Source organism: Pedobacter deserti, assembly GCF_024436415.1.
GTDB lineage: Bacteria > Bacteroidota > Bacteroidia > Sphingobacteriales > Sphingobacteriaceae > Pedobacter > Pedobacter faecalis.
In genome coordinates this window covers 31,527-57,239 of the sequence record NZ_JAFMZQ010000002.1, presented here as the reverse complement: position 1 = coordinate 57,239, position 25,713 = coordinate 31,527, and the positions used below count along the sequence as shown (strand labels likewise).

Annotated in this window: 22 protein-coding genes; 10 read left to right on the top strand and 12 right to left on the bottom strand. The window is 46.5% G+C overall.

The window, feature by feature from the left end:
- Nucleotides 1-14 precede the first annotated feature (14 nt).
- From J3P40_RS15330 to J3P40_RS15320, 3 genes are all read right to left on the bottom strand, one after another.
- Nucleotides 15-3,320, bottom strand: coding sequence for a SusC/RagA family TonB-linked outer membrane protein (locus J3P40_RS15330; RefSeq protein ID WP_256007129.1), 3,306 nt, complete (start codon nucleotides 3,318-3,320; stop codon nucleotides 15-17).
- Between the two features lie 204 nt (nucleotides 3,321-3,524).
- Nucleotides 3,525-4,679 (bottom strand): FecR family protein, encoded by a 1,155-nt coding sequence (locus tag J3P40_RS15325; protein ID WP_256007128.1) that lies wholly within the window; start codon nucleotides 4,677-4,679, stop codon nucleotides 3,525-3,527.
- 61 nt (nucleotides 4,680-4,740) lie between these two features.
- Nucleotides 4,741-5,334 (bottom strand): RNA polymerase sigma factor, encoded by a 594-nt coding sequence (locus J3P40_RS15320; RefSeq protein WP_256007127.1) that lies wholly within the window; start codon nucleotides 5,332-5,334, stop codon nucleotides 4,741-4,743.
- Nucleotides 5,335-5,652: 318 nt separating this feature from the next.
- Between J3P40_RS15320 and rpmB the strand changes: the two genes are divergently transcribed.
- From rpmB to J3P40_RS15280, 8 genes are all read left to right on the top strand, one after another.
- Nucleotides 5,653-5,886 carry a 50S ribosomal protein L28 gene (rpmB, locus tag J3P40_RS15315; protein ID WP_256007126.1) on the top strand — a complete coding sequence of 78 codons (234 nt, stop codon included), beginning with the start codon at nucleotides 5,653-5,655 and terminating at the stop codon, nucleotides 5,884-5,886.
- Between the two features lie 40 nt (nucleotides 5,887-5,926).
- Nucleotides 5,927-6,109 carry a 50S ribosomal protein L33 gene (gene rpmG / locus J3P40_RS15310; RefSeq protein ID WP_256007125.1) on the top strand — a complete coding sequence of 61 codons (183 nt, stop codon included), beginning with the start codon at nucleotides 5,927-5,929 and terminating at the stop codon, nucleotides 6,107-6,109.
- 12 nt (nucleotides 6,110-6,121) lie between these two features.
- A complete protein-coding gene (locus J3P40_RS15305; protein ID WP_256007123.1) occupies nucleotides 6,122-6,283 on the top strand; it encodes a DUF4295 domain-containing protein in 162 nt (53 codons plus the stop codon).
- Nucleotides 6,284-6,354: 71 nt separating this feature from the next.
- Complete coding sequence (gene ftsY / locus J3P40_RS15300) at nucleotides 6,355-7,320, top strand: signal recognition particle-docking protein FtsY (protein ID WP_256007122.1); 966 nt, start codon at nucleotides 6,355-6,357, stop codon at nucleotides 7,318-7,320.
- Between the two features lie 5 nt (nucleotides 7,321-7,325).
- On the top strand, nucleotides 7,326-8,660 hold the full coding sequence (gene rimO, locus J3P40_RS15295; RefSeq protein ID WP_256007121.1) for a 30S ribosomal protein S12 methylthiotransferase RimO: 1,335 nt from the start codon (nucleotides 7,326-7,328) through the stop codon (nucleotides 8,658-8,660).
- Between the two features lie 47 nt (nucleotides 8,661-8,707).
- Nucleotides 8,708-10,303 carry a bacillithiol biosynthesis cysteine-adding enzyme BshC gene (bshC, locus tag J3P40_RS15290; RefSeq protein ID WP_256007120.1) on the top strand — a complete coding sequence of 532 codons (1,596 nt, stop codon included), beginning with the start codon at nucleotides 8,708-8,710 and terminating at the stop codon, nucleotides 10,301-10,303.
- Nucleotides 10,300-11,382, top strand: coding sequence for an Ldh family oxidoreductase (locus J3P40_RS15285; protein WP_256007119.1), 1,083 nt, complete (start codon nucleotides 10,300-10,302; stop codon nucleotides 11,380-11,382). The genes bshC and J3P40_RS15285 overlap by 4 nt, the downstream gene beginning before the upstream one ends.
- Nucleotides 11,383-11,403: 21 nt before the next feature.
- Entirely contained in the window at nucleotides 11,404-11,892 is a 489-nt protein-coding gene (locus J3P40_RS15280) for a hypothetical protein (protein ID WP_256007118.1), read from the top strand.
- Between the two features lie 59 nt (nucleotides 11,893-11,951).
- On the opposite strand, the gene J3P40_RS15275 is transcribed toward J3P40_RS15280, so the two are convergent.
- From J3P40_RS15275 to J3P40_RS15240, 8 genes are all read right to left on the bottom strand, one after another.
- Entirely contained in the window at nucleotides 11,952-13,862 is a 1,911-nt protein-coding gene (locus J3P40_RS15275) for a SusD/RagB family nutrient-binding outer membrane lipoprotein (RefSeq protein ID WP_256007117.1), read from the bottom strand.
- Between the two features lie 35 nt (nucleotides 13,863-13,897).
- A complete protein-coding gene (locus tag J3P40_RS15270) occupies nucleotides 13,898-17,014 on the bottom strand; it encodes a SusC/RagA family TonB-linked outer membrane protein (RefSeq protein WP_256007116.1) in 3,117 nt (1,038 codons plus the stop codon).
- Nucleotides 17,015-17,025: 11 nt separating this feature from the next.
- Nucleotides 17,026-18,306 carry an ROK family transcriptional regulator gene (locus J3P40_RS15265; RefSeq protein WP_256007115.1) on the bottom strand — a complete coding sequence of 427 codons (1,281 nt, stop codon included), beginning with the start codon at nucleotides 18,304-18,306 and terminating at the stop codon, nucleotides 17,026-17,028.
- Between the two features lie 274 nt (nucleotides 18,307-18,580).
- Nucleotides 18,581-19,780: a signal peptidase I gene (lepB, locus tag J3P40_RS15260; protein ID WP_256007114.1), complete on the bottom strand. Its 1,200-nt coding sequence runs from the start codon at nucleotides 19,778-19,780 to the stop codon at nucleotides 18,581-18,583.
- Between the two features lie 3 nt (nucleotides 19,781-19,783).
- Nucleotides 19,784-20,527 carry a 4-hydroxy-tetrahydrodipicolinate reductase gene (gene dapB, locus J3P40_RS15255; RefSeq protein WP_256007113.1) on the bottom strand — a complete coding sequence of 248 codons (744 nt, stop codon included), beginning with the start codon at nucleotides 20,525-20,527 and terminating at the stop codon, nucleotides 19,784-19,786.
- Nucleotides 20,528-20,542: 15 nt separating this feature from the next.
- Nucleotides 20,543-21,160, bottom strand: coding sequence for a DUF5683 domain-containing protein (locus tag J3P40_RS15250; RefSeq protein WP_256007112.1), 618 nt, complete (start codon nucleotides 21,158-21,160; stop codon nucleotides 20,543-20,545).
- Nucleotides 21,160-22,074: a ParB/RepB/Spo0J family partition protein gene (locus tag J3P40_RS15245; protein ID WP_256007111.1), complete on the bottom strand. Its 915-nt coding sequence runs from the start codon at nucleotides 22,072-22,074 to the stop codon at nucleotides 21,160-21,162. The genes J3P40_RS15250 and J3P40_RS15245 overlap by 1 nt, the downstream gene beginning before the upstream one ends.
- Nucleotides 22,075-22,085: 11 nt before the next feature.
- Nucleotides 22,086-22,889, bottom strand: a complete 804-nt coding sequence (locus tag J3P40_RS15240) for a ParA family protein (protein ID WP_256007110.1) — start codon at nucleotides 22,887-22,889, stop codon at nucleotides 22,086-22,088.
- Between the two features lie 179 nt (nucleotides 22,890-23,068).
- Here J3P40_RS15240 and J3P40_RS15235 point away from each other — a divergent pair, with 179 nt between their 5' ends.
- The gene (locus tag J3P40_RS15235; RefSeq protein WP_256007109.1) at nucleotides 23,069-23,590 is read left to right on the top strand and encodes an NADPH-dependent FMN reductase; all 522 of its coding nucleotides are present in this window, start codon (nucleotides 23,069-23,071) and stop codon (nucleotides 23,588-23,590) included.
- On the opposite strand, the gene J3P40_RS15230 is transcribed toward J3P40_RS15235, so the two are convergent.
- Nucleotides 23,577-24,032, bottom strand: coding sequence for a substrate-binding domain-containing protein (locus tag J3P40_RS15230; RefSeq protein ID WP_256007108.1), 456 nt, complete (start codon nucleotides 24,030-24,032; stop codon nucleotides 23,577-23,579). The genes J3P40_RS15235 and J3P40_RS15230 overlap by 14 nt on opposite strands.
- Before the next feature lie 144 nt (nucleotides 24,033-24,176).
- Between J3P40_RS15230 and J3P40_RS15225 the strand changes: the two genes are divergently transcribed.
- Nucleotides 24,177-25,709: an ABC transporter substrate-binding protein gene (locus J3P40_RS15225; RefSeq protein WP_256007107.1), complete on the top strand. Its 1,533-nt coding sequence runs from the start codon at nucleotides 24,177-24,179 to the stop codon at nucleotides 25,707-25,709.
- Nucleotides 25,710-25,713: the final 4 nt, after the last annotated feature.

The window sequence follows — 25,713 nt, the reverse complement described above, 5'->3', positions numbered from 1 at the left end:
TACACGGTTTTGTGTTAAAATCGAACTGCTGCTGAAAAAGACACCGAGCGTGCAAAGGGATAGTCTATACCCCGCTCGTTCTTTATCGTCGATATGTGAAAAATATCGTTCATATACGCCCTGAGTGTTACCGAGGAAGCGCGGATTGACTTTAGCCAGGCTGCAGTGGAGTTCTCATAGCCCAGGGAAAAAGCTTCACCGATCAGCATATCGTTATCAGCAACAAAGCGTGAGGAGATCGGTGTACTTTCTGTACGGGATATCGCTTTGAAGCGCGCGTTATCTCCCGGCTTTTTCCAGCGGTCGTACAAAGCCCTTCTATCCTGGTTCAGAGCAACCCCAGTGGTCGAAATGTTCTCCACTTTTTCGTACAACGTTTGCATGAAGGCCTGCCCACCTATCCGGTACCTCAGGTTGATGGAAGCTGTAAACCCTTTATAGAAAAGATTTGTGCCCACAATCCCATCGAGGTCGGGCTCGCTGTTACCTACAACAACCTCATCCTGGAAGTTGTGTACAAAAGTTTGTGCTCCGTTCTTATTCAGAAACACCTCTCGTCCGGTAGCCGGGTCGATACCCACAGAACGCACGGCCCATAGATCTGAAGGGCTTCCCCCGTCGTAGTAACGAACCAGGTTTCGGCTTCTGTTCGTTTCATTGAAGTTGCTCAACTGATTTCCCATTTTGCGGTACTCCGCCTTCAGCTGCCGCATATTCAGGTTTACGCGCCAATTGAACTGTTCGCGTCTTAACAGGGTATAGTCTGACGTTACCGTAAAGCCGCGCGTAACCTGGCCGCCAATGTTTTGCGCAACCCTGGATACGCCTGTTGAAGAAGGGAGGCTAACGAACACGAGTAAAGGGTCAGTATCTTTTATGAAGTAATCGGCCGTTAAACGAAAGCGATTATCCCCCATAGCTATGTCCATACCAATATTTCGGTCCAGCGTGGTCTGCCACTGCAGGTTTCTATTACCCATATTACTGATGATAGTACTTGCGCCAAAGGGGTTCCGGTTTTCATTATTGTACCGATAGATGCGCATAGAGATATAGTCGTCGAAGTTCTGGTTTCCAGGATTACCGACCGATCCGCGCAAGCGGAGCTGATTGATCCAGTTGAAACTGTTTTTAACCAGTTGCTCATTATGGATGTTCCAGCCTAATCCCAGCGACCATATGGTGGAAAATTGTCTTTCCGAGCCATAAACAGATGAACCATCTGAACGCATCGTAGCGTCGATGAGATAACGCTGATCGTACGCATAACCAAAATTGGTGAAGAAGCTCGCCTCACGGCGTTTTGATTCCTGATAACCGGCACGCTGACCTGCCACATAGCCCAAAGCAAAATTTGGATTTGAGAACTCGTCATCAATAAATCCGCTTACGCCAAAAGCGCTTTCCTTCCTGATATATTGCTGCATGCGACTACCGGCAACGGCGTTTACCATATGCTTTCCGGAAAAGAGCTTTCCAAAGGTCAGACTTAGGTCACCATCATAATTAATGTCTTTGCCGTTCGTCTCATCATAAGTACCCCGCTGTAAAACGTCGGTATTTTCAAAACCCACGTTAAAAGGCGAACGGAAAATCTCGCCGTGCGTAGAAAGACTTCTGAGACCAAAACGTCCCCGTACCCGAAGCGGTTCGGCAATTCGCCATTCTGCCTCCAGGTTATTGGTGAAACCATTAGATTCATCCTGGTTGATATTTAGGTTACTTTGATCATACAAAGGGCTATAGATGGGTGCCAAACTGCTGTTTCCATAAGCAAGGAAATTTTCAAGTACCTTATTTACATGACCAGATTCGTCATATTTGCGGTAATATGGGTTGGCGCGTGAAAAAGCAGAGAAAGGAGTAGATTCCTTATTTGCAAGCACGTTATCAATACTCAGTGAATTGTTTACAGAGAAGTTGCCTTTTCTGTACAGTAAACGAATGTTACCGTTGGTTGCACGCCTGTCCGATCCCTCCATAACACCTTTAGTGAGTCCATAATTAAAGGAAGCACTGTAACGAAGGTTTGCATCGCCGCCTTCAGCAAATAATGTGTGCCGTTGCGTTAGCGCAGTTCTCAACGGTTCATTGGCCCAATAGGTATTCACTCCCCGCCTAACCTCTTTAAGACGGTTGTAGTAATTGGCCTCACTGGCCGGGTTGGCTCCCAGGATGATGTTTCCATCTTGGTTGAGTAAGCCGTAGAACCCTGACAGTAGCTCGAACTGCAATTTTTCTTCCGCGTTCATCAGGTTATAGTCGGTTAAATCCGCGTAACTTACCGAACCATTCAGGGTATAATTTACCCGCAATTGGCCCGGAGTTGGCCGCCGCGTTTCAACGACCACAACGCCGTTCGCAGCCTTCGAACCATAAATTGCGGTGGCCGAGGCATCTTTGAGCAGTGTAATACTTTCGACACGATCCATACTTAAATCGGCAATGATGGCCAGCGTGCTTTCAAAGCCGTCGAGGATAAAAAGGGGCTGATTTGGATTAGAAGCGAACTCATCGGTCAGACCAATTACGCTGCTCTTGCCGCGGATTTCAATATCTGGCATCCGGTTCGGGTCGGAACCAAACGTATTGTTCTCTACGATCGCAAACGACGGATCCAGGGTCTTAAGGCTTTGGAGAATATTCTGGTTACCTACAATTTGCAAGTCTCTCGCCTTATAGGTAACGGAAGAGCCGGTATGCACCTCTCGATTCCGCTGATAGATACCGGTTATGACCACCTCTCCCATGGCATTCTCGTCGGGCTGCAGGTCTACATCAAGCTGTTCCTGCTTCTGATAGGCCAGTTCCAGTCTTTTCATCCCTACATAACTAAAAACAAGTGTCTGCTTTTTGTCCGATACTGGAATGACCAACCGGTATTGCCCCTTCCCGTCTGTCTGGGTACGAATTTCGGTACCTTTCAGACCGATAGTGACCCCGGGCATGAGTTCTTTAGTCTCGGCGTGCCGGACGATACCCCTAATGGTATGCTGCTGTATAGCAGTTGGCACCTGAGCCACTTCAGCCTTGCCGATAAGCGAGATCGTTCTGTCCTCTATGGTAAATTCAACAGGCTGGTTTTCTGTAATTCTCTTTAAAAACTGCGCCACAGGCATGTTTTTAGCATCGATGGTAACCGGTTTTGCGGCATCAAATAATCGCTTTGCTCCAAAAACAGTATATCCACTTTGCTTACGGATGGCTTCAATTACCCTGGCGAAAGGTATATTTTCACCCTTTAGTGTAATTTGCTGCGAGTATGTGGTGGCACTCACAGTCATAAAACCAGTGAGCAGTAAACACAAGATGGTCTTCATCACTCGTGATAAGTAAATTTTAATCATTAATTTAACGTTGGTTTGGTTGGTGCTTTGTTGCTTGTACGTTTTAGTCGACTGCGACCAATCAGGCCTTAAAGGGAAGGATGGCAGTCCTTTCCTTTTTTTTGTCTGGCGCAGTAAAGTTGGCTTGGTAAGGTTCTATGTCATCAGTTACGGGTTTTAAGGTTTACAATTCTTTCTTTACTTTTTCTTCATGCCTTTAATAAGGACCTGTCTGCGTTTTACATCAAGCTGGTAGTCGATTTCGGCCGACTTTAACACCCTGAGTACAAGTCCGATGTTCTGGTTCCGGTAAGCATCGCCCACAAGCTCAGCTTCAGGAACCTGATCAGTGTAGACAACTTCAAGATCATACCATCGCTCTATTTCAGCGAAGCTTTCTTCAAATGTTTTTCCGTCGAAAGCAAATTTGCCGTCACGCCACGCAGCGTAACTACTGGCATTAACCTGCTTTATGGTGGTTCCGTCTGGCCCAGTAACCGCCTGTTCATCCGGCCGGAGCACAAACCGCTGCTGTTGATCGCTCACCGAAACTTTGCCTTCTACCAATGTTGTTTTAACTGTTCTTTCTTCCGGGTATGCATTGATGTTAAACTGCGTTCCCAGTACCTCTACCTGATGCTTGCCCGCCGCTACATGGAAAGGAATTTTCTTCCCGCCTTCATAAGCCGGCCTGACATGGAAGTAGGCTTCGCCTTCCAACTCGACAAGCCGTCCCCCGGTTGCAAACCGCGACGGATATTTGAGTTTAGATGCGGCGTTCAGCCACACCTCTGTACCATCAGGCAAGGTAATTTTATATGTTCCGCCCCGGGGAGTGTGCAACGTGAAATACTGCACCTCTCCGTCATTTGCTGTTCCGTCAAAGCTCGTTATGGGCTCACCGTCTGTGTAGGTGATTTGTTGTCCGGCGACAATGCCCGACTGTCTGGTGCTCAATTCAATGGTCTTTCCGTCGGCAAGTGTTAGCGAGGCTCTGTTGCCGCCCGGCTTAATGGCCATCTTGGCATGTTTGGTTTGCACATGCTCAAATATTTCCTTCTCAGCTACCACCCAAAACCCTAAAGCAACAATAATTGCAGCCGCAACTCCGGCCAGCCAGCGCAACGTATGATATCTTGGCCTTACACGATCAGGATCTATTTTATATAACAAACCGGTTAAAACGCGCGACTTTATCTGTTCTCTGCTTTCCTGCTTTTTCAGGGGGATAATGACATTTTCGTCATCGTGACTGTTATACCAATCGGTCAGAACCTGCAGTTCCGATTCACTGATCGTGCCGCGCTCAAATTTGCTGACTAATTGTTCTATATTATCGGTATTGCCGGACATTCTGTTGCTTTTCTACCTATGTAGACAGAAAAAAATGATGGAGGGGTGAGTCAGGTTAAAATTATCTCTGAAAATAGGCACAAATAATTGCTGCGGCAATAAGAAACTCAATATTGCCCTGTATATCGCGGTCTGCTTTCTTGAGGTGCGACTTCACGGTGTTCTCAGATATATCCAGTTGTTCCGCGATCTCCCGGTTTGAAAACCCTTGCTGCCGGCTAAGCCTGAACACCAGCTGACATTGCGGAGGCAACGCCTTGATTGAATCATCAATTTGCTGCTGCAGTTCACGGACAATCATTTCACGTTCCGGTGAAAGTATATTGATATCGTTTTCTGGCACATAGCTTTCCGACTTTGTTCGTTCGCGATAGCGGCGATCTATGATATTAAAAGCCTGGTTGCGTATACTCCGCGCCAGGTAATTGCCAAGCTCAATTTTAACCAGCGAGAAATCCTTACGCAGCTTCCAAAGTTTATAAAGCACATCCTGAACACACTCTTCAGCCTCTTCCAGACTCCCCAAACGATTAAATGCGACAGCGAGCATCTTATCCCAGTAACGATTATAGATCTCCATCAACACCCGTTCGTCGCCCGTTTGCATAAGTTGCACCAACTCCTGATCGTTATATGACTTGTAATGTTGCATCATCTGCCCTTATCCTTACAAATATATAGTTTCCAGTATTTTATCCGTGGTGTAATTTACGACTTCTTAAAACTGTGATATTTAAAACCGATTAAGAATTAAGCCTCGGCATCTTCGGGGCTTACAGGCACTAGGACCGCGCTTTCTTCGGGAAAAGGTACCCATTTGCCGAAGAAAGTGCGAAGCAGGCCGGAAAAAGCCCAAGGCAAAGAACCCTCAAAGAAAATATTTCCATTTACCTTGATGGTTACAAAAAAATTATAGATATTTGCAAACTCTTAAAAAATTAAGACGAAGAACAATTAACATATATTAAAAGGCATGTCTAGAGTTTGTGATTTAACCGGAAAAGCGGCAATGACAGGTTTCAATGTTTCTCACTCAAACGTTAAAACCAAACGTAAGTTTTATCCTAACTTACAGCTTCAGAAATTTTATATTCCTGAAGAAGATCGTTGGATAACACTTAAAGTGTCTACGTCAGCTATCAAAACCATCAATAAAATTGGTGTTAGCGAAGCGATTAACCGCTTCATGAAAAAGGGATATTTGTAGAAAACATGGGTTGATGTGAATCGACCATAATTATAAAGAAATGGCAAAAAAAGGTAACAGAGTACAAGTTATTCTAGAATGTACAGAACATAAAACCAGTGGCATGCCTGGTATGTCAAGGTACATTACTACTAAAAACCGGAAGAATACGACTGAAAGATTGGAGCTGAAAAAATTCAATCCTGTATTAAGAAAAGTAACTGTACACAAAGAAATCAAGTAATCTATTTAGATCATGGCTAAGAAAGTAGTTGCGACCCTGAAAACGGGTAAAGGAAAAGAATATTCAAAAGTTATTACAATGACTAAGTCGCCTAAAACCGGTGCTTATTCTTTCAAAGAAATCATTGTTCACAACGATCACGTTCAGGATGCGATTACTGCATCTAAGAAGTAAGTTTAATATTTCACGATATTAAAGCCGTCCCTCATTCTGGGAGGGCTTTTTTTATTTGCTATACATTCATTATGGGGTTATTCGATTTTTTCAAGAAAAAAGAAACTGCACCTGAAGCTCAGGAGGCGCTAGACAAGGGGCTGGAAAAAACCAAGGAGGGTTTCTTCAGTAAGATCACCAAAGCTGTAGCCGGTAAGTCTACAGTGGATGATGATGTACTTGATAATCTGGAAGAAGTACTTGTGACCTCGGATGTGGGCGTAACGACAACCCTGAAGATTATTGAGCGGATACAGGCCCGGGTAGCTCGCGACAAATATTTGTCGACCACCGAGTTGAACAACCTGCTTCGTGATGAGATCCAATTACTGCTGGCCGAGAACAACAGCAACGATTTCCGGAACTTCGAATACGGGAGTGGCAAAAAACCCTATGTGATTATGGTGGTGGGTGTAAACGGCGTAGGTAAAACAACAACCATTGGCAAACTGGCGCACAAACTGAAAGCGGAAAACCTGAAGGTTGTGCTGGGCGCAGCGGATACGTTCAGAGCAGCAGCAGTAGATCAGATCAAACTCTGGGGAGAACGTGTGGGAACCCGTGTTGTGGCTCAGCCTATGGGCTCAGACCCGGCTTCGGTGGCTTTCGACACCTTGCAGTCTGCCGTTGCAAATGGAGAGGATGTGGTGATTATTGACACCGCTGGCCGGCTGCATAATAAAGTCGGTTTGATGAACGAACTCGGCAAAATCAAAAATGTGATGAACAAGGTTGTCCCAGGCGCACCGCACGAAATATTGCTGGTGCTGGACGGGTCGACCGGGCAAAACGCTTTTGAACAATGCAAGCAATTTACCGAAGCCACTGATGTGAACGCTCTGGCTATCACTAAGCTTGACGGCACAGCAAAAGGGGGCGTGGTGATCGGGATATCTGACCAGTTTAAGATACCCGTGAAATATATCGGTGTGGGTGAAGGCGTGAATGACTTACAACTGTTCGACAAAAAGAACTTTGTGGACAGTCTGTTTAAATAGAAGAGATGAATACAAAAATAGTATCCAGACCTGCGGGACTAAAAAAGCCGAAGATCAATGTAATTACCCTTGGTTGTTCCAAGAATACTTACGACTCGGAGGTGTTGATGGGGCAGTTGCGGGGCAATAGTCTGGAAGTGGTGCATGAAGCAGACAGGGTTGGGAAAGACGATATTGTGGTGATCAATACCTGTGGGTTTATTGACAATGCCAAGCAGGAATCTATAGACACTATACTGCAGTACAGTGAACTTAAAGATGCCGGGAAAGTTGGAAAGGTGATTGTAACGGGATGTTTGTCTGAACGTTATAAACCTGAACTTCAGGCGGAAATCACGAACGTGGATGCGTATTTCGGCACAAACGATCTGAACGAATTGCTGAATACACTTGGTGCAAACTATAAGCATGAACTTGTGGGCGAACGCCTGCTCACTACGCCTGCTCACTTTGCTTATTTCAAAATTGCAGAGGGCTGTAACCGGCCTTGCTCTTTCTGCGCGATCCCGCTGATGCGCGGTAAACACGTGTCGCGCGACATGAACGAACTCGTAAATGAGGCGAAAGTTCTTGCGGCCAACGGAACGAGGGAATTGATCCTGATTGCTCAGGATCTGACTTACTACGGCCTTGACTTGTATGGAAAACGTAACCTGGATGAACTGCTGCGCCGGCTGTCGGACGTAAACGGCATTGAATGGATCAGGCTTCAGTATGCCTATCCTTCCGGCTTTCCTATGGAGATTCTGGATGCCATGAACGAGCGGGACAATATTTGTAAGTACCTTGATATGCCTTTACAGCATATCACCGATAATATGCTGAAGTCGATGCGCCGGGGCATCACCAAGCAAAAGACCATAGATATCGTTAACCAAATCAGGGACAGGGTGCCCGGCATCGCGATGCGGACTACCCTGATTTGCGGCTATCCGGGCGAAACGGAGCAGGATTTTCAGGAGATGATGGATTGGGTGGAAGATACCCGGTTCGACCGCCTGGGCTGCTTTACCTATTCCCATGAAGAAAAAACACATGCACATAATCTTATTGATGACGTGCCGGAGGAGCTGAAACAGGAGCGCGTAGACGCTATTATGGAACTTCAGCAGGGAATATCTTACGAAATAAACCAGGAGAAAGTAGGCCATACCTATCAGGTGCTGGTAGACCGTAAGGAAGGCGATTTCTTTATTGGACGTACGGAGTACGACTCGCCGGAGGTTGATAATGAGGTGTTGATCAGTGCCGCGTCGGGTTATGCACGTGTGGGTGATTTTGTACAGGTTAAAATAGACCGCGCGGAGGATTTTGACCTGTATGGACAGATTGTAAAATAAAAGTGTGATAATGCGGATTCGATATTTAATCATTTAAATTCGCAAAGATGCAGGCTAAATACATCTCATATCAGGATACCGGTGCGTTTTCTCAAATTGTACTGGATTACATCAGCGGCGAAGCGAAGCTTAGCGACTTTTATAGTTTTAAACCCGATACCGATGGCTTTAGTCATGCGATCAGAAACCGGCGTTTCTTGGGTGACAGGCAACGTTTGGTAACGGTGCTGCAAAGCCAGTATACAGAAGTCCAAACCAGCGCTCTGGTGAAAGATAATATCATCTTGCTTGCAGATGAACGGACGTTTACCATAACAACCGGTCACCAGCTCAACATCTTCACCGGACCACTTTACTTCATCTATAAGATCGTTACCGCAATTAATCTGGCCAAACAATTAAAGCAAGAGTTCCCCGAGTATAACTTCGTACCGGTATATTGGATGGCTACAGAAGATCACGATTTCGCAGAGATTAATCACGTCCGCATCGAGGAAAAAAAGCTTAGCTGGAACAAAGACAGTGCTGCCGGAGCTACCGGCCGCATGGGCATAAAAGACATTGCTGAAGTACTAGCGGCGTACAAGGGTTACCTTGGTATCAGCGAGAATGGGCTGGAGCTGGCGGGTATTGTTGAAAAAGCCTATCAGGGCAAACCTGGAAAGCTAAGCGATGCCACAAGGATTCTGGTCGATTCGCTCTTCGGCGAATACGGACTTGTATGTGTTGATGCAGACGTTCCGGAGCTGAAGCAACAGTTTGCAGACATTATCCGCCGGGATATAGAAACCGGAGACAGCTATAAGGAAATCACAGCCAGCAATGAGGCTTTAGAGGCCTTCGGATACAAAACCCAGGTAAATCCAAGGGAGATCAACTTTTTTTATATGCTTGATGGTTTACGCGAACGCATTGTAAAAGAAGAGGACAGGTATCAGATTCTCAATACGGAAATCAGCTTTAGTGTTGAAGAACTTGAACGGGAGATTGACACTTTTCCTGAGCGCTTCAGTCCCAACGTGGTGATGCGGCCTCTTTATCAGGAAGTTATTCTTCCCAACCTCTGTTATATAGGTGGCGGGGCCGAACTCACCTACTGGCTGCAGCTTAAGGGTAATTTTGATCACTACAAAATTGATTTCCCTGTCCTTATGCTGAGGAATTCTGCCTTGATCATCGATAAGCGAAGTGCAGAGAAGATGCATATGCTCGGAATTAAAGAAAAGGAACTTTTTACAGACTCAGATCAGCTAAAATCGACCTGGGTGCATGCGCATGCCGAGCATAGGATACTGCTGTCGGACGAGCAACGTGCACTTGGAGCATTATTCGACCAGATTAAATTAAACGCTTACAAGATTGATAAAACGCTATCCGAGACGACAGACATGGCCAAACATAAGGCGCTTAAGCTCATTCATATGCTTGAAAAAAAGATGCTTAAAGCCGAAAAACGACGTCACGCGACTGCCCTGTCGCAGATCGAGGGTTTGAAACTCAGGTTATTCCCGGGCGGGGTATTACAGGAACGCGTGCTTAACATTGCCCCGATGTACATCGCTCACGGTAAAGATTTTATTCCGGCGCTCATCGCTGCATTTGATCCGATGGAACCAAAGTTTACCATTCTTTTTGCTTCATGATGTTCCATACATTTAGTGCAGACCGGCTCCAGGAGTTTACCGTGTCGGTGTTTACAAAAATGGGCTGCCCCGACGAGGATGCGCGGCTTGCTGCCGACGTGCTGCTTCAGTCGGACCTCCGAGGTGTAGATTCCCATGGCGTTGCCCGTCTCAGCGGCTATGTGCGCCTTTGGGAAAAAGGGCGGATCAATGCGCAGCCCAACATACAGGTTGTACATGAAACGCCGACCACGGCAACGGTAGACGGCGATACGGGACTTGGACTTGTCGTGGCTCCTTTCGCGATGAAGGTCGCAATAGAAAAGGCGAGGCAATATGGAAGCGGTTGGGTATCTGTAAAAAACTCGAATCATTTCGGGATTGCCGGATATCACGCACTGCTTGCAGTGGCCGAAGACATGATCGGTATTAGCATGACCAATGCCAGTCCGCTGGTTGCCCCTACCTATTCAAGTGAACGCCTGCTGGGCACCAACCCGATGTGTTATGCTTTTCCAGCCGGAAAATACCCGCCTATGGTGGTAGATATGGCCACCGCAGCCGCGGCCAATGGTAAATTGGAGATCGCGCAAAGGTCAGGCGAAGCAATCCCCGAGGGCTGGGTACAGCGTGCCGACGGTGGTACCTCTACTGACCCTCATCAGCTTAAACAAGGCGGGGCCTTATTGCCACTTGGCAGTGATAAAGATCATGGCAGTCATAAAGGCTTCGGACTAGGCGCTACGGTAGATATATTGTCAGCAGTACTTTCAGGCGCGAATTACGGTCCCTGGGTACCCCCTTTTGTAGCGTTCTTAGAACCTGCATCCGACCCGGTCGGACAAGGCATAGGCCACTTCTTTGGCGCCATGCGGGTAGATGGCTTCCGCCCGGCTAAGGATTTCAAAGATCACATGGACAACTGGATCAGCAGGTTTAAATCTTCTGCAACCACCGACCCAGATAAGAAGGTAGTTATACCCGGTGAGCCCGAATACCTATCCGAAATTGAACGCAAAGAAAAAGGAATTCCTTTAATAGAGGCAGTGGTAAACGACCTGAACGCACTGGCGGAAAGTCTGAACCTGCCTGCTTTATAAAAACAGACAAACGAGCAAAATATGAAGATTTTTGTGGTAACAAGCCTGGTGCTGGTACTTAGCGGCACGGCGCTACGGGCACAGGTAAGTGAGCGCGGCACACGTATCGGCCTTGGTATTGAAGCATTGAGCGGCGAAAAGAGCCGTGGCATTGGCTATTCCCTGCAAATTCAGAGCCCGGTAAGCGAACGCATAAACTGGACTGTGACACTGGGCAAAACCGACCTGAGAAGCAGCACAAAGGTTTTTCCCCGGCCGAAATATCAGTATCTGCTGTTGAAGGGCGGGGCAAGATATTACTTTGATCAAACTTTCTATCTGGCGGGCGATATCGGCGCGGCTTTCGATCAGGTGAAGCATGGCAATACTTATCTGGCCTTGTCTCCAGGTGTCGGCGCAGAGGTTACCGCTTTCGGCGCAAACCGAGTAGACTTAGGGTTCCGATACGAGCGTTACACTACGAACATCAACTTTCTCGCGTTGCGACTGGCCCTGAACTTTGGGTATTAGACATAAAAAAAGTCCGATACGATCGCGCATCGGACTTTTTTGTAAAGCTTTGACTACTATTACTGCTTTTTAGCCCACCAAAGTGGTGTTAGCACCTCATCGGGGCCGCCCAGTGCAGATACTGCTTGAGCATAACCCGCGCCATTAACGCTCTGCAAAAATGCTGGATATCTTAAGCGCTGAGGAAAGAATTTAACATTACTTGTCATGTAAGTGCTTGAAGTTAAAGCTGGCAGGTTCGGAAGCGGATTTTCGATTGCCGGGTTTTCAAAGAAAGGCAGGCCCAGTCTTCTGTGATCACTCCAGGCCTCTAAAGGCAACCACGGGGTTTGGGCGATAAACTTCTGCGTGATGATCTTGGTTAGAAGATCATTCTTAACCGTACCGTTTTTATACAGATCGTTTTTAGGATATAGCACCGTTGTAGTACCGGCAGCATTGGTATAACCATCAATATAATTCATGGTGTAGCTTGCAGGAGGTTCGGTGGTGTGGTCCCAGTTTACCGATGTACCTACACGGTTGTAATCGTTGGAAGCGAGATATACGCCGGCACGACCGCTTTCGCCCCAATAGGCAAGACTCGACGTAACACCAGCCTCGTAGGCAGCCTTGGCAGACATCGGTACAGTCCAGCCACGCACGGCGGCTTCTGCTAAAAGGAAGTATGTCTCCCATGGTGCAAAGAAAATACGTGTGCTGGCACTTGTTCTGAACTGATTAGACAAGCGTGGCATAGTGCCCTCGTAGGCGCGCACCTGATTTTTTGTACCTTTCGCCCCCCAGTCGCCCGTGTTAGAAGCATTCCAGGTAAACTTGGCATCGATCGTTTTCACAGTCGCACCGGCATCATTCACCAGGTTACGAACAGTATTTCTTGCGTCAGTTGTCCAAGACGGATACGAGTTGAAATTAGGATTGGTAAAGTCGCCCGGCATAATAAAAGTTTTGTAAGCGCGCGGGTCTATTACCTTAGGCAATCCGTCGAGCCAATAGCCAGCAGAAGGGTTATTGGTCATTGATGTAAAATGCTGATCAAGCTTTAATCCCATATAGTTTGCAGGCTTAATATAAGCATGATAGGATTGTGCCAATTGATTTTCAGACGTGATACCGCCCAAGCCTAGGTAAAGATTGTTTAGCGTAGAAGAAATAAACTGCGCGTTCCATTCGCGACTCATTACTCCTGTAAGTGCATTCCAGCCTCCTGCTTCCTTTACCTGGAACGCATCCTCCATTGTAGTAATATAGTTCGCACCGGTTGCGGCATCCTGGAATTCGGTTCTCGCCTTCTCAGCATCTACTTCCGACAAGCGCATCGCGAGACGCATGCGCAGTGAGTTTGCATATTTCTTCCATTTAGTGTAGTTGTATCCGTAGGCAGGGTCTAACCGCACAAGCGACGAATTGTTCGCGACGTTAACGTCAATTTTAGAGCCAGCATCTTTCAGTTCAGCCAGAATAAAATAGTATACATCTTTGACCGGATCAAACTGAGGATTGGTAGATTGACCTGCTACAAGAGGCACCGGCCCAAAATTATCTGACATCTCGCTCATAAGATATGCGCGCCAGATGCGTGATAGCTGGATCATGTTGTTGGTGTAGGGCTGCCCCGTACCGGCGGCAACCTGCTCGTTTGCTACCCGGATACCTAGGTTAACGGCAGTTAACCAGGAAGATACTTGATTGTAATATGCTGTGGTCCAGTCGTCATTATAGGTACCAGAAGACAAGCCTCCGTTGCTGTGTTGGTGACCAGCAGTTTTCCAGTATAAGACAAATGACCGCTCTGCCACGTCCGGGTTCATCTGCGCTTCCACAATTGATCTGTTAAGAAGGTATTCGATCTGAATCTGATCTTCATTTGCCGCTAAAGGGTCTACGTTGACTTCCTCAAACTTTTTGCAGGACGATATTGAGATGCCAATAGTCAGCAGCATTAGCGAGCTTTTTATAAATGTTTTCATCACTTTATTTTTAATAAGGATATCCTTAAACTAAATTAAAAACCGACAGTTAAATTGAACAAAAAGGTCCGGGTAGTCGGCGCACTGAAACTTTCGAAGCCTGTTGCAGTTGTTCCTGTATTGTAAATGGATTCGGGGTCGATACCGTTCATATCGCCTGATATCAGCCACACATTGTTCACAGAAAAACCGACTTTAGCCCGCTGAACGGGTGTTTTTGCCAACAAGCTTTTTGGCAAGGTATAACTTAACTGGACGTTTCTCAATCTAACGTTCGTTGCGTCATAGATATTTTCTTCTGCTATACCTAAATTTCCGAAGCTGTGTACCTGCTGCCAATATAGTTGCTGGCTAACTGCGGTCGTATTAGGAGTGAATCCCGAGCCGGTCTCTATCACACCGGGCACAACAAAGTTTTCACGCTGTCCGTTTGGTGCAGTGATCGCAGCTGTACCATTCTCCTGCATCAGAGCATTTGTAGCCGAGAATATCTTACCACCAAACCGCGCATCTACCAAAAATGACAACCCAATTCCTTTGTAGGCAAAAGAGTTGGTAACCCCCAATAAGCCCGTCGCCTGCTGATTACCAAGCAATGCACGAGGTCCTTCTCTGGGTAGTCCCTCTGGTGTCAGTATCAACTGTCCGAAGTACGGGCTCTGTTCGTCTTGTACACGCAAATACGTATTTCCATAAATATTACCGAACAATTCTCCTTCATTGGCATTTATTTGAACGTTGTCATACCCTCCAAGAGGGTATAAAGGTACTCCCGCAATAAGTTTGTTAACCGAATTCTTATTGGTTGAGTAGTTTACAGACATATTCCAGTTTAGGCCGTTCTCTGCCTGCAAAAGTCGGCCATCTACCATTGCTTCAAATCCCTTATTTTCGATATCGCCAGCGTTAATTTTTCTGAACTTATATCCGCTCAGCGGATCCATCGGGATTTCAATGAGTTGACGTGTGGCATTTGATTTGTAGTATGCAACATCAAAGCCGAACCGGCTGTTGAAGAAACGCATTTCAGCACCAACCTCAAACGATTTGATCAGCTCGCTTCTTACCATCGGATCATAATAAACCTCTTTAGGATAAGCCACTGTGTTGCCGTTAGGATCTTTTGCAATGTCATAAGTGTTATACAACTGATACGGTGGAAGATCGTTTCCTACCTCTGCATATGATGCCCGCAGTTTACCAAAGCTCATCCATGAAGGCATGGTTCCACCGTTTCTTGAGATCATCTCAGAAAACACGAATGAAGTGCTAACGGACGGGTAAAAATACGACCTGTTTTCCTCGCTCAAGGCCGATGACCAGTCGTTACGCATGGTACCTTCAAGGAATAAATACTGGTCGTAGTTTACCTGTAGCGACCCATAAACCGAGTTTATTTTCTTCCGCTCGCCTTTTTGCTCTACAACGGGATTATTAACACCATTATTTATAGCGAAGTAGTTAGGCACCACGAACTCACCCGAGCTTGCGGTCAGGTAATCCATTTCTTGCGACATAAGGTTTCCTCCCAAGGTAGCAGCACCTCCAAGCTTGCCGAACAAATTATCCTTTCTGGCCGTAAAAAGCGTACTAAAATTTGTCTCTGTGAACGTACGCTTACCCTCACTGTAACGGCCATTGTTCACAACAGGGCTTCCCGCGTAGGTCCAGTTTTCATAATTCGTAGAATAAATATCTGCCCCACCTCTGACCTCCGCGGTCAACCATTCATTGAATTTGTAATTCAGTGATCCCGTCATTAAGAAACGGTCACGCGTATCTTCATTAAGATTATACTGCCTATTCCAGTACGGGTTAATTTGATTGCCTCCGCCATACCACAACATTCGTCCGAGATCGTTTTTCGCAGCACTGAAATCTCTGATATCTAACGATCGTGGAAGGTTATACAAGGTGCTGAACGAATTCTCTGAACGATTTCCTACGATCGGGCGGTTATTTGCCCTGGTATTACCGTACTGTATTTTTGTATCTGTAGTCCATCGATCATCTGCCCCAAATTTAGATACCGCACGTGCCATAAGGTTATTTCTGGTTAATTTAGCTCCAGGAATAATACTTTTGTCGTCTGCTCGATTGTAAGATGTGTAAACAGATGTCGACTTGAACTGTTGCTGAAATGAAATACTCTGATTTGAAGAGGTTCCGTTGCCAAAATAATTCCCTATATTGTCGTATGCCGACAAAGGAGCACTTACTCCGTTCCATTTTGCTAAGTTCTGTCCTTCAATTTTGGGCCCCCAGCTAATGTTACTCAATGCGTCAAACACGCCGTTCGCCCCCTGACCAAATGCATCTTGCAAATCGGGTCCCGTAAATATGCGTTCAATACCAACTGACGAGGAAACATTAATACCTAAACCGGATTGCGCCCTACCTGACTTAGTAGTGATAAGAATAGCACCGTTACCGGCACGGGATCCGTACAGTGCAGCTGCACTCGGACCTTTCAGCACCGATATATTCTCGATATCCTCCGCGTTAATGTCAGCCAAGCCGTTGCCATAGTCGGGCGCCGGATTGTAAAAATCATTATTGTCTGAGCCTGTGAAGTTTGACACAGGAACCCCATCAACGACGATAAGTGGCTGATTGCTACCGGGCAGCTTACTGAGCGAGTTATTTCCCCTCAAAGTAATTCTCGACGATCCCATTGGCCCATTACTCGAGCGTGTTACCTGCAGACCTGCAACTTTACCAGAAAGCGCATTAACAAGGTTAGGCTCACGTGCTTCTACAAGCGTTTCGCCTTTAACTTCCTGTACAGCGTAACCCAGAGACTTTCTTTCTCTGCGGATGCCGAGCGCCGTTACCACAACTTCACTGAGCTGTGTATTGTCTTCCTGCAGTGTAACATTAATTGTTGACGATTCGCCAACGGCAATCTCCTGTGTGGTGTAACCAATTGACCGCACTACCAAAGTAGCACCGGGTTTAACGGTCAGCGCAAACTTACCGTTTGCATCGGTAGACACGCCGTTTGATGTACCCTTCTCGGTGACGGTCACTCCCGGAATTCCTTCACCTGATGTTTCACTCACCGTTCCGGATACCACCTTCTGCGCATAAGCCGCGAAGGTAATCATCGAAAGTAAGATCATGCCCAGGCATTTAAAATAGATCTGTTTCATCCCTGTTTAAGTTAAGTTGATAATTGATGACTAGTTGCTTTATTGGTATTCTGATTTTTGGTATTCTGGTTTTTACTGTTTGTTTCTAACTGACCTTGTATTTCCGCGAATTCACAATTCTCAATAACAAGCAGTGCGGCACCGAGTAACTCCGACTCTGAGCCGAGGGCCGAAACCTTGATATCTGTATACTCCGAAAGCCGGGGTATGCAGAACTCATGTATGGCCTGGTGGACTGGTGCCAGCAGCATCTTACCTGCTTTCGCACCCCTTCCGCTCAATACGATAAGCTCAGGGTTCATGATGTGTATGAGTGTGGCAATACCTTTTCCGATGAGAAATGCAGCTTCAGAAAGCACAGATACCGCAAGCGGATCGCCTGACTTTGCCGCATCCAGCAGATGATCGCCGGGCAACTTCGAGGTGTCTGTGAAAAGCTTTTCCAAACTGGAACTTACTCCGGCATTCATCTGTGCTTGCGCGCGCTCCACGAGTACCAGCAGGGAAGTGTCTACTTCAAGGCAACCGCGCTTACCGCAGGAACATAGTTTGTTGCTTTGCGAAAGTGGAATATGGCTGAATTCGCCTGCTAGACCGCTATGCCCCCTGAACAATTTGCCGTTAATGATCATACCTAGGCCGATACCCCACCCGATATTTACCACCAACACCTCTTTAAGGCCTCTGCCTGTACCGAACTTTAGTTCGGCCAGGGCAATAAGACTGGAATCGTTATCAATAAAAACCGGCAGGGCGATTCGCTCATTCAGGTAAGATCTCAGGCTTTTCCCCTTGTAGTTCTTAAAGAAGCTATGGTTGATGCCCCTGGCGGTGTCAACAAAACCAGGCATTCCGATACCGACACCCAACAGTGACTCTGCTGGGATACCGGAGGCCTCAATATTCTCGACAATAAATGTGATCAGCTTCTCGAGCGCATCTTTGTCGCCAGCAATGCTGAGGTCCATCATACATGGGGAAACCTGCGGCTCATTTCTTAAGTTGTAAATATTGAATTGAGCCACCAGTTGGTCCACCGCCACAGCTACAATGTAAAGCTGCTTCGCCGGATTGATCAAAAACGCCGCTGGTCGGCGACCGCCTGTAGAAGGTGCCAAGCCGTGCTCTATAAGAAACCCTTCAGCAACCAAATCGTTGACAATGCTCGTAACCAAGGGGAGGCTTTTCTTGCTTAAAGCGCTTAATTCAGTAAGCGTGAGCGCACCGTGATAATACAAACACCGGATAATTTCCTTGCTGAGGTCGTAATTTTTCCTGTTCAATAAAGCCATTTGGTTTGTTCCTATACCCAAACTTATGCATTTATTTTAATAAACAATGAGACTTATTAATTTTTTTTAAAAGTAATAAGATCTTTACAAATGTTATCTACCAAGACTCAGCCCGAACTGCATCCTGTTTTCTGGATTCCTGATGACACCAAGTCTGTTTCCAGCCGCCAGGGAGTGCGGGCTAGTAGAAATTATTAGAAAGTAAAAACGCCTGAAGCGCTAAATGCTTCAGGCGTTTTTGCGCTTTATGCGCATGATGGTTAAACTCTTTAAATTAGTGAATACCTTTAAGCAGGCGGTTCCACCTGATCTTGCTAAAGAAAGAGCCGTCTGAATTGAAGCTCATCCAGATAAATAACGCTTTACCGACGATGTGATCTTCGGGAACAAATCCCCAGTACCTGGAGTCGAGCGATTTATGTCTGTTGTCGCCCATCATCCAGTAATAGTCCATCTGAAAAGTATAGCTGGTCGCCGGCTTGCCATTAATCAGCCAGCCATTTCCTGATTTTTCTAGCTTGTTGCCCTCGTATATCCGGATGCAGCGTTCGTAAAGCGGCATTGTCAGGCTGTCGAGCTGAACCGTCAAGCCACGGGCAGGTATCTTGATTGGGCCAAAGTTGTCAACATTCCAATTCCTGCGCGAATCGAAAGGAAACACATCCGTATCGGGCTGTCCGGCAGGGGCGGCCGACTCGCGTACAGACTGCACAAAGTCGAGTTGCTTCACTTTTTTTATCATCGGTTCTGTGCCGTTAAACTGGAAAACCGTGGCCGACTGCTGACTAATGTCTTCCTGTATCTTAAAACCAAGATCTTCAAAAACACTAAAATTGACATCGGTCGTTTTAAATTCTACATCGTAGCTAAACTGACCTGTTGATTTTAATTTTTCGGGCTTCCCATTAACGTAGGCCAGTCCGTTTTTCATACTGATTTCATCACCCGGCAAACCAATACAACGCTTGATATAGTTTTCGCGCTTGTCAACCGGCCTGCTTATCACCGTATATTGGCTGTTTACCGCATGCCAGCCGGCGTGGCGCACCAGTTGATAGTAGTCAGCGTCCTGCATTTCTAAGGCTACGGTATCACCCTGCGGATAGTTGAACACCACTACGTCATTGTGTTTAATGTCGGATAATCCTGGCAATCTGTGGTATTTCCACTGCACACCTTCCCAGTAGGCTTTGGTACCGGTTATCGGCATCGTGTGATGCGCAAACGGGAATGCAACCGGGGTCATCGGTATGCGTGCACCATAATTTACTTTACTTACAAAGAGGAAGTCGCCGATGAGCAGCGACCGCTCCATAGAGCCGGTAGGAATTGTATAGGCTTCAATGAAAAACACCCTGATAATCGTAGCGGCTATAACGGCAAACACAATCGCGTCGAGCCACTCTCGCCCTTTAGATTTCTTTTTCTTTGGCTTGTCGGTCGCTGTATCTTTCTTCCAGAATTTCCAGTTCATTCCCTATCCTTTAAAATTAAATATATCTGTGATGTTGTAAAAACCCTGACGTTTCTCCAGCCATTCTGCCGCAACAACGGCGCCCAGGGCAAAGCCCGAACGGTTGTGCGCCGTGTGTTTAAACTCAATATCGTCCACTTCAGAACTGTAAAGTACAGTATGCGTTCCGGGCACATTCTCAATACGCAAAGACTCAATCAGCATCTGCTCTTTTTTAATACCTTCCTCTGGCAGCACATCGCCAACGACGTTCACCCACTCACTCTTTCTGTCGAGGTTAGCTATGATATCTTCGGCAATTGTCATGGCCGTGCCGCTCGGAGCGTCTAGCTTTTGCGTATGGTGGATCTCTTCCACCTGGACATCATAAGCAGGATAGTCGTTCATCAGCTTTGCAAGTATCTTGTTCATATGAAAAAAGAGGTTGACCCCTATGCTGAAGTTTGACCCGTAGAGAAGGGTATTGTTATGCAGCAGGCACTCATTCTTCACTTCCTGGAGCTGACCATACCAGCCCGTGGTACCCACCACTACGGGCAGATTGGCATCGAAGCATGCGTAAATATTCGCAATGGCAGCGTCTGGCGCACTAAAATCAATGGCGACGTCAGCTTTACGCAGGTTGGTCTCTGTAAGATCGTCTTTGTTATCGACGGTGATCTTCAAAACTATCTCGTGCCCCCTGTCTACAGCAAAGCGCTCAATAATCTGACCCATCTTACCATAACCAAGTAGTGCTATTTTCATATTGTTCGTTTCTTGTTAAAAATTGAATGTAAGTTTAATTCCCGGGGCGGGCTTTGTAAGGCCGTATACCGGACTCGCGTTGATCATATCCGGCGCAACTTTTATGGCAATATCATCTACATTGAAATATTTGAGCCTTGCATCGATATAGGCCTCCACTATATTGAGCAGGTATAGCCCAGCCAGTGAAAATATGACGACTTCACGGTTTCTACGAAAGGTGTCCTTCGCAGGTATCAGTCCTTCTGAAGGATAATTTCTGTAACGCCCGGTCGTCGTAGCCTTACCGCCATTTTCAGCTCGGTATTGCAGTTCCGCAAGTACTTCCTTGTAGCTTTTATTATTATCTATATAGGAAAGCGTAAGCATGGTGGCACCGGTATATATACCGGCTACTTTAACAAGACGATAAACCGTAATGCCGTTTCCGATCTGTCCCAGGCCAGGCACCATCATAGAGCGGAAAGCGGCTTTTCTCCCCGCAATCTTTCCCGGGTTTACATAGGCTGCTTTTTTCCTGACTGTGTCTGTGCTCTTTACCGTGGAGTCTTTCACAACCGGCGACACAGGATCCTGCGCCCCGGCCATGAGGGCGCCAAACATCAGAATACATAGCAGGACTACCGTGCGCATTACCAGTCTAATAACTCTAATATACGGCTAAGGTCGTCTTTAGATACGAAAGGGATTTCGATAGCTCCCTTTCCGTTTTCACTAACTTTTAGCTTTACTCTGGTAGAAAATTTAGACGCGAGATCGCGCTGCAGTTTCTGATACTCAGGCAAGGTTTCAGAAGAGGTCCGGGTTTTCGGTTTCACCTCCAGGCTGTTGATGCTGCGTACCAGTTCCTCAACCTTGCGTACCGACAGCCCTTTTTCGATAATCTCGTTATGAATAAACAGTTGCTTATCCTCCTCGTTCACGTTTATCAGGGCACGTGCATGTCCCATAGAGATTTTCTGATCGCGGATGGACACCTGTATAGCAGGGGGAAGCTTTAATAACCTCAGATAGTTGGTTACCGTGCTCCGGTTTTTGCCTACCCGGTCGCCCAATTGCTCCTGCTTTAAATTACACTCCTCGAGCATCCGCTGGAAGCTGAGGGCCACCTCGATCGCATTCAGGTTTTCACGCTGTATGTTTTCAATGAGTGCCATTTCCAGCATCTGCTGATCGTCGGCGGTGCGTATGTATGCAGGTATTTCCGTAAGTCCCGCAAGCTTCGATGCCCGAAGCCGCCGCTCTCCTGAGATAAGCTGATACTTGCCCTGAGCCTGCTTTCTGACCGTGATTGGCTGGATCAGTCCTTGAACTTTAATCGACTCTGATAGTTCATTAAGCGCTACCTGATCGAACTCTGTCCTTGGCTGATATGGATTGGTTTCAACGTCGGCAATGCGAATATGACCAATCGGGTTGCTGCCGTTCGTTTGCTTTGGCTCGGCTACAGGGAGACCTCCGTTCTTTGGCGGATTAACAGCATCTGTATCATCCAGTAAAGCACTTAATCCTTTCCCTAAACCTGTTTTTCGCTGAAAAGACGTCATTAAAATTCTTATTAAATAGTCGCTGTACTCCTGTCCTCAATTTCCTTTATCATGCCGTTGTTCCGAACAATCTCGCGTGCAAGATTAAGATAGTTTATGGCACCTTTACAATTGGCATCGTGCATAATCACGGACACCCCATAACTTGGTGCTTCGCTGAGACGCGTGTTCCGCTGTATGATCGTTTCGAATACCAGGTCCTGAAAATGACTCTTCACTTCCTCTACTACCTGGTTGGAAAGGCGGAGGCGCACATCATACATGGTTAACAGAATACCTTCTATTTCCAGATCGGTATTAAGCCGGGTTTGAACAATTTTGATGGTATTCAACAATTTGCCCAGTCCTTCAAGCGCAAAATACTCACACTGCACCGGGATGATCACCGAATCGGCCGCAGTAAGAGCGTTTATGGTGATCAGACCTAGAGAGGGAGAGCAGTCAATAATGATAAAGTCATACTGGTCCTTTACACTTTCCAGAACGGCTTTCATTTTATATTCCCTGTTATTAAGATTGATCATCTCGATCTCCGCTCCTACAAGATCTATATGCGCCGGAAGCAGATCAAGATTGGGGGTTTCCGTTTTTTGAATGGCTTCCCGGGGATCAACATCATTAATGATGCATTCGTAAATGCTGTTCTTAATGCTTCTCGGATCAAACCCTATACCTGAAGTAGAATTTGCCTGAGGATCGGCATCAACCAGTAAAGTTCGGTATTCCAACACGGCCAGACTTGCTGCAAGGTTGATTGAAGATGTGGTCTTTCCGACACCACCCTTCTGGTTTGCCAGGGCAATTATTTTACTCATTTATCTTCTTACTAATAACTATTATTTGTTTTGGTCTCAGTACCCGGAGGTATATCCTTAAAAAAATGCTATTTTTGCCTGCATTCAGGCACATTTTAACGATTAGCTAAGATACAAACTAATTAACAAAACTTGTATGAAAGCGCTATGGGTTTTGCACATCTTATCAACAAAAAGCTATGATTACGATTATATCCGGCACCAACAGACCTTCTAGTAATACGCTTAAAGTGGCCAATTATTACCAGGCTCAGCTGAGAATAAAGGGAGAGGAAAGCCGGGTCTTCGATCTGCAGGATTTGCCCAACAATTTAATTGCGACCGATTTGTACGGACATCGGAGCGCAGCGTTTAAGCCAATCCAGGAAATGGTAGACCGTACCCAAAAGTTTTTGTTCATTATCCCTGAATATAACGGAAGCTTTCCTGGGGTACTGAAAACCTTTGTTGATGCCTGTAACTTCCCAGACAGCTTTTATGACAAAAAAGCGGCATTAGTCGGAGTATCTTCGGGTAAGTATGGCAATGTGCGTGGCATAGATCATTTTGCCGGCGTATGCAGTTATCTTCATCTCCATTTGCTGCCGCTTCGATTGCATATCGCAAACATCAAATCGGAACTAGACAGTAATGGTCAGTTTTTCAAGGAAGATACGCTGAAGTTTACCGAGCAGCAGATCAGCAAGTTTATTGCGTTTTAAAGCTGGTCCAGACCTCCCCTTCTCCACCAAAGACAAAAAAGCCCGGATATAGCATTTCTGCCAGGTGCTCCAATGCGGAAACGAGTACCTCAGGTTCGGTTTGTTGGCTGAACTCGTCTTTCCATAAATAAACCCGGCTATACTTCACTGCTGGCCATTGGGCGTCCAGCAGTTGCGGAACAGCACCCATGAGTTCGGGGATATCCGTCTGATGCTGCCAGTACAGTAGAACCTGGGCCTGTTCCGGAAGCACCGGCTCTCCGCCTACCGCTTCCAGCAAAGGGAATACGGCATCAGCCGGAGTGTTCAGCGTAGTAAGGCATGCCACAGGGACGGTGTCCATAAATTTTATCTTGTGCCGAACAATATCGAGCCTGTCCTGGAACTGTTCACGTAAGTCGAGGTCAGCTATCTCCATGATCGCGGCTTCTAAAAAAGACATATTAATTTATTTAGTATTTTGTACAAAAATAGCATTACGGTACTCATGCCTCGTATTCTTTTAAGGTTTTTTTATTTCATAGTGATTACAGCCGCGGCAGCCTGCAGTAGGCACGACCGGCATGACGACAGGAAAGTTTTTCAGATGAATCTGGACCAAAACCTCACCTCGCTTGATCCGGCCTTTGCACGCAACCAGAACGCGCTGTGGATGATCAACCAGATATTTAACGGACTGGTGCAGATTGACAGCAATCTGAATACCGTGCCCTGCATTGCGAAGACATGGCAGGTTTCTGAGGATGGGCTGACTTACAGGTTTAATCTTCGTGACGATGTCTTTTTTCATGAGCACCCTTTGTTTGCCGGAGGAAAGGGCAGAAAAGTGGTGGCGGCCGATTTCGCATACAGCTTTTACAGGCTAATCGACCCGGCGGTCGGCTCCTCTGGCGGGTGGATATTTTCGGACAAGATAGCCGGAAAGAATAGTTTGGTGGCGGTCAACGATTCTACCTTTCAAATTACCTTATCCAAGCCTTTCCCGGCCTTCCTCAAATTGCTTACCACACAGTATTGTTCGGTGGTTCCTAAAGAAATCGTGGAGCATTATGCGCATGAATTCCGCAGCCATCCGGTCGGGACTGGTCCGTTTAAGTTCAAATATTGGAAGGAGGATGAAGTGCTGGTGCTTTTAAAAAACGAAAATTATTGGGAAAAGGTTAGCGGGACAAAGCTGCCGTACCTGGATGCAGTCAGGGTAACGTTTGTAACGGACAAACAGAGCGCGTTCATGAACTTTCTTAAAAAGGAACTGGATTTCTTTGATAAAGTAGACGGCAGTTACCGGAACGAAATATTGACCAGAGATGGGCGGGTGACCAACAAATACAGATATGCATTCCGTCTTCGTAAGGCCCCTTATTTGTGCACAGAGTATATCGGGATATTGGTAGACACCAATATCGCAGTCACAAGGAATTCGCCGCTCCGCTACCTGAAGGTGAGGCAGGCGATCAACTATGCCATCGACCGCTCCAAACTGGTCAGGTATCTCCGAAACGGTGTGGGTATCCCTGCCACCGCTGGATTTATTCCCAAAGGCATGCCTGGGTTCGACACTGCTGCTGTAAAGGGCTATCATTACAACCCGGAAAAGGCGGCGCAGCTTCTGCGCGAAGCTGGCTTCCCGAACGGGCAAGGGATGCCACAGATCACCTTAAGTACATCTTCCAACTACAAAGATGTCATTGAATTTGTCCAGGGCGAATTAAATGCCATTGGCATACAGGTTAAAATAGATGTGAGTCCGAGTGCGAGCCTCCGCGATCTGATCGCAAAAAACGGGGTAAATTTTTTCCGGGGTTCCTGGATCGCAGATTACCCCGACGGGGAAAACTACCTCGCCATGTTTTATTCGCGGAATAAGGTGCCTTTCGGACCAAACTATACGGCCTATTACAATAAGGAGTTTGACCGCCTGTTTGAGCAGAGCTACTACGAGACGGACGAAAACCGTCGTTTTAAGCTTCATCAGCAAATGGACAGTATGGTTACCAGCTACGCAAACATCATCCCATTGTTCTACGATCAGTCGGTCACTTTAACCCAAAACAATATAAGCGGATTGAGCAATAATGCCCAGAACCTGCTGATCCTAAAAACGGTGACAAAACGCTGATCGT

Bases quoted from the DNA above. Each gene is read 5' to 3' on its own strand.
- J3P40_RS15330 (WP_256007129.1), bottom strand. From the start codon at position 3,320: ATGAAGACCATCTTGTGTTTACTGCTCACTGGTTTTATGACTGTGAGT.
- J3P40_RS15325 (WP_256007128.1), bottom strand. From the start codon at position 4,679: ATGTCCGGCAATACCGATAATATAGAACAATTAGTCAGCAAATTTGAG.
- J3P40_RS15320 (WP_256007127.1), bottom strand. From the start codon at position 5,334: ATGATGCAACATTACAAGTCATATAACGATCAGGAGTTGGTGCAACTT.
- rpmB (WP_256007126.1), top strand. From the start codon at position 5,653: ATGTCTAGAGTTTGTGATTTAACCGGAAAAGCGGCAATGACAGGTTTC.
- rpmG (WP_256007125.1), top strand. From the start codon at position 5,927: ATGGCAAAAAAAGGTAACAGAGTACAAGTTATTCTAGAATGTACAGAA.
- J3P40_RS15305 (WP_256007123.1), top strand. From the start codon at position 6,122: ATGGCTAAGAAAGTAGTTGCGACCCTGAAAACGGGTAAAGGAAAAGAA.
- ftsY (WP_256007122.1), top strand. From the start codon at position 6,355: ATGGGGTTATTCGATTTTTTCAAGAAAAAAGAAACTGCACCTGAAGCT.
- rimO (WP_256007121.1), top strand. From the start codon at position 7,326: ATGAATACAAAAATAGTATCCAGACCTGCGGGACTAAAAAAGCCGAAG.
- bshC (WP_256007120.1), top strand. From the start codon at position 8,708: ATGCAGGCTAAATACATCTCATATCAGGATACCGGTGCGTTTTCTCAA.
- J3P40_RS15285 (WP_256007119.1), top strand. From the start codon at position 10,300: ATGATGTTCCATACATTTAGTGCAGACCGGCTCCAGGAGTTTACCGTG.
- J3P40_RS15280 (WP_256007118.1), top strand. From the start codon at position 11,404: ATGAAGATTTTTGTGGTAACAAGCCTGGTGCTGGTACTTAGCGGCACG.
- J3P40_RS15275 (WP_256007117.1), bottom strand. From the start codon at position 13,862: ATGAAAACATTTATAAAAAGCTCGCTAATGCTGCTGACTATTGGCATC.
- J3P40_RS15270 (WP_256007116.1), bottom strand. From the start codon at position 17,014: ATGAAACAGATCTATTTTAAATGCCTGGGCATGATCTTACTTTCGATG.
- J3P40_RS15265 (WP_256007115.1), bottom strand. From the start codon at position 18,306: ATGGCTTTATTGAACAGGAAAAATTACGACCTCAGCAAGGAAATTATC.
- lepB (WP_256007114.1), bottom strand. From the start codon at position 19,780: ATGAACTGGAAATTCTGGAAGAAAGATACAGCGACCGACAAGCCAAAG.
- dapB (WP_256007113.1), bottom strand. From the start codon at position 20,527: ATGAAAATAGCACTACTTGGTTATGGTAAGATGGGTCAGATTATTGAG.
- J3P40_RS15250 (WP_256007112.1), bottom strand. From the start codon at position 21,160: ATGCGCACGGTAGTCCTGCTATGTATTCTGATGTTTGGCGCCCTCATG.
- J3P40_RS15245 (WP_256007111.1), bottom strand. From the start codon at position 22,074: ATGACGTCTTTTCAGCGAAAAACAGGTTTAGGGAAAGGATTAAGTGCT.
- J3P40_RS15240 (WP_256007110.1), bottom strand. From the start codon at position 22,889: ATGAGTAAAATAATTGCCCTGGCAAACCAGAAGGGTGGTGTCGGAAAG.
- J3P40_RS15235 (WP_256007109.1), top strand. From the start codon at position 23,069: ATGATTACGATTATATCCGGCACCAACAGACCTTCTAGTAATACGCTT.
- J3P40_RS15230 (WP_256007108.1), bottom strand. From the start codon at position 24,032: ATGTCTTTTTTAGAAGCCGCGATCATGGAGATAGCTGACCTCGACTTA.
- J3P40_RS15225 (WP_256007107.1), top strand. From the start codon at position 24,177: ATGAATCTGGACCAAAACCTCACCTCGCTTGATCCGGCCTTTGCACGC.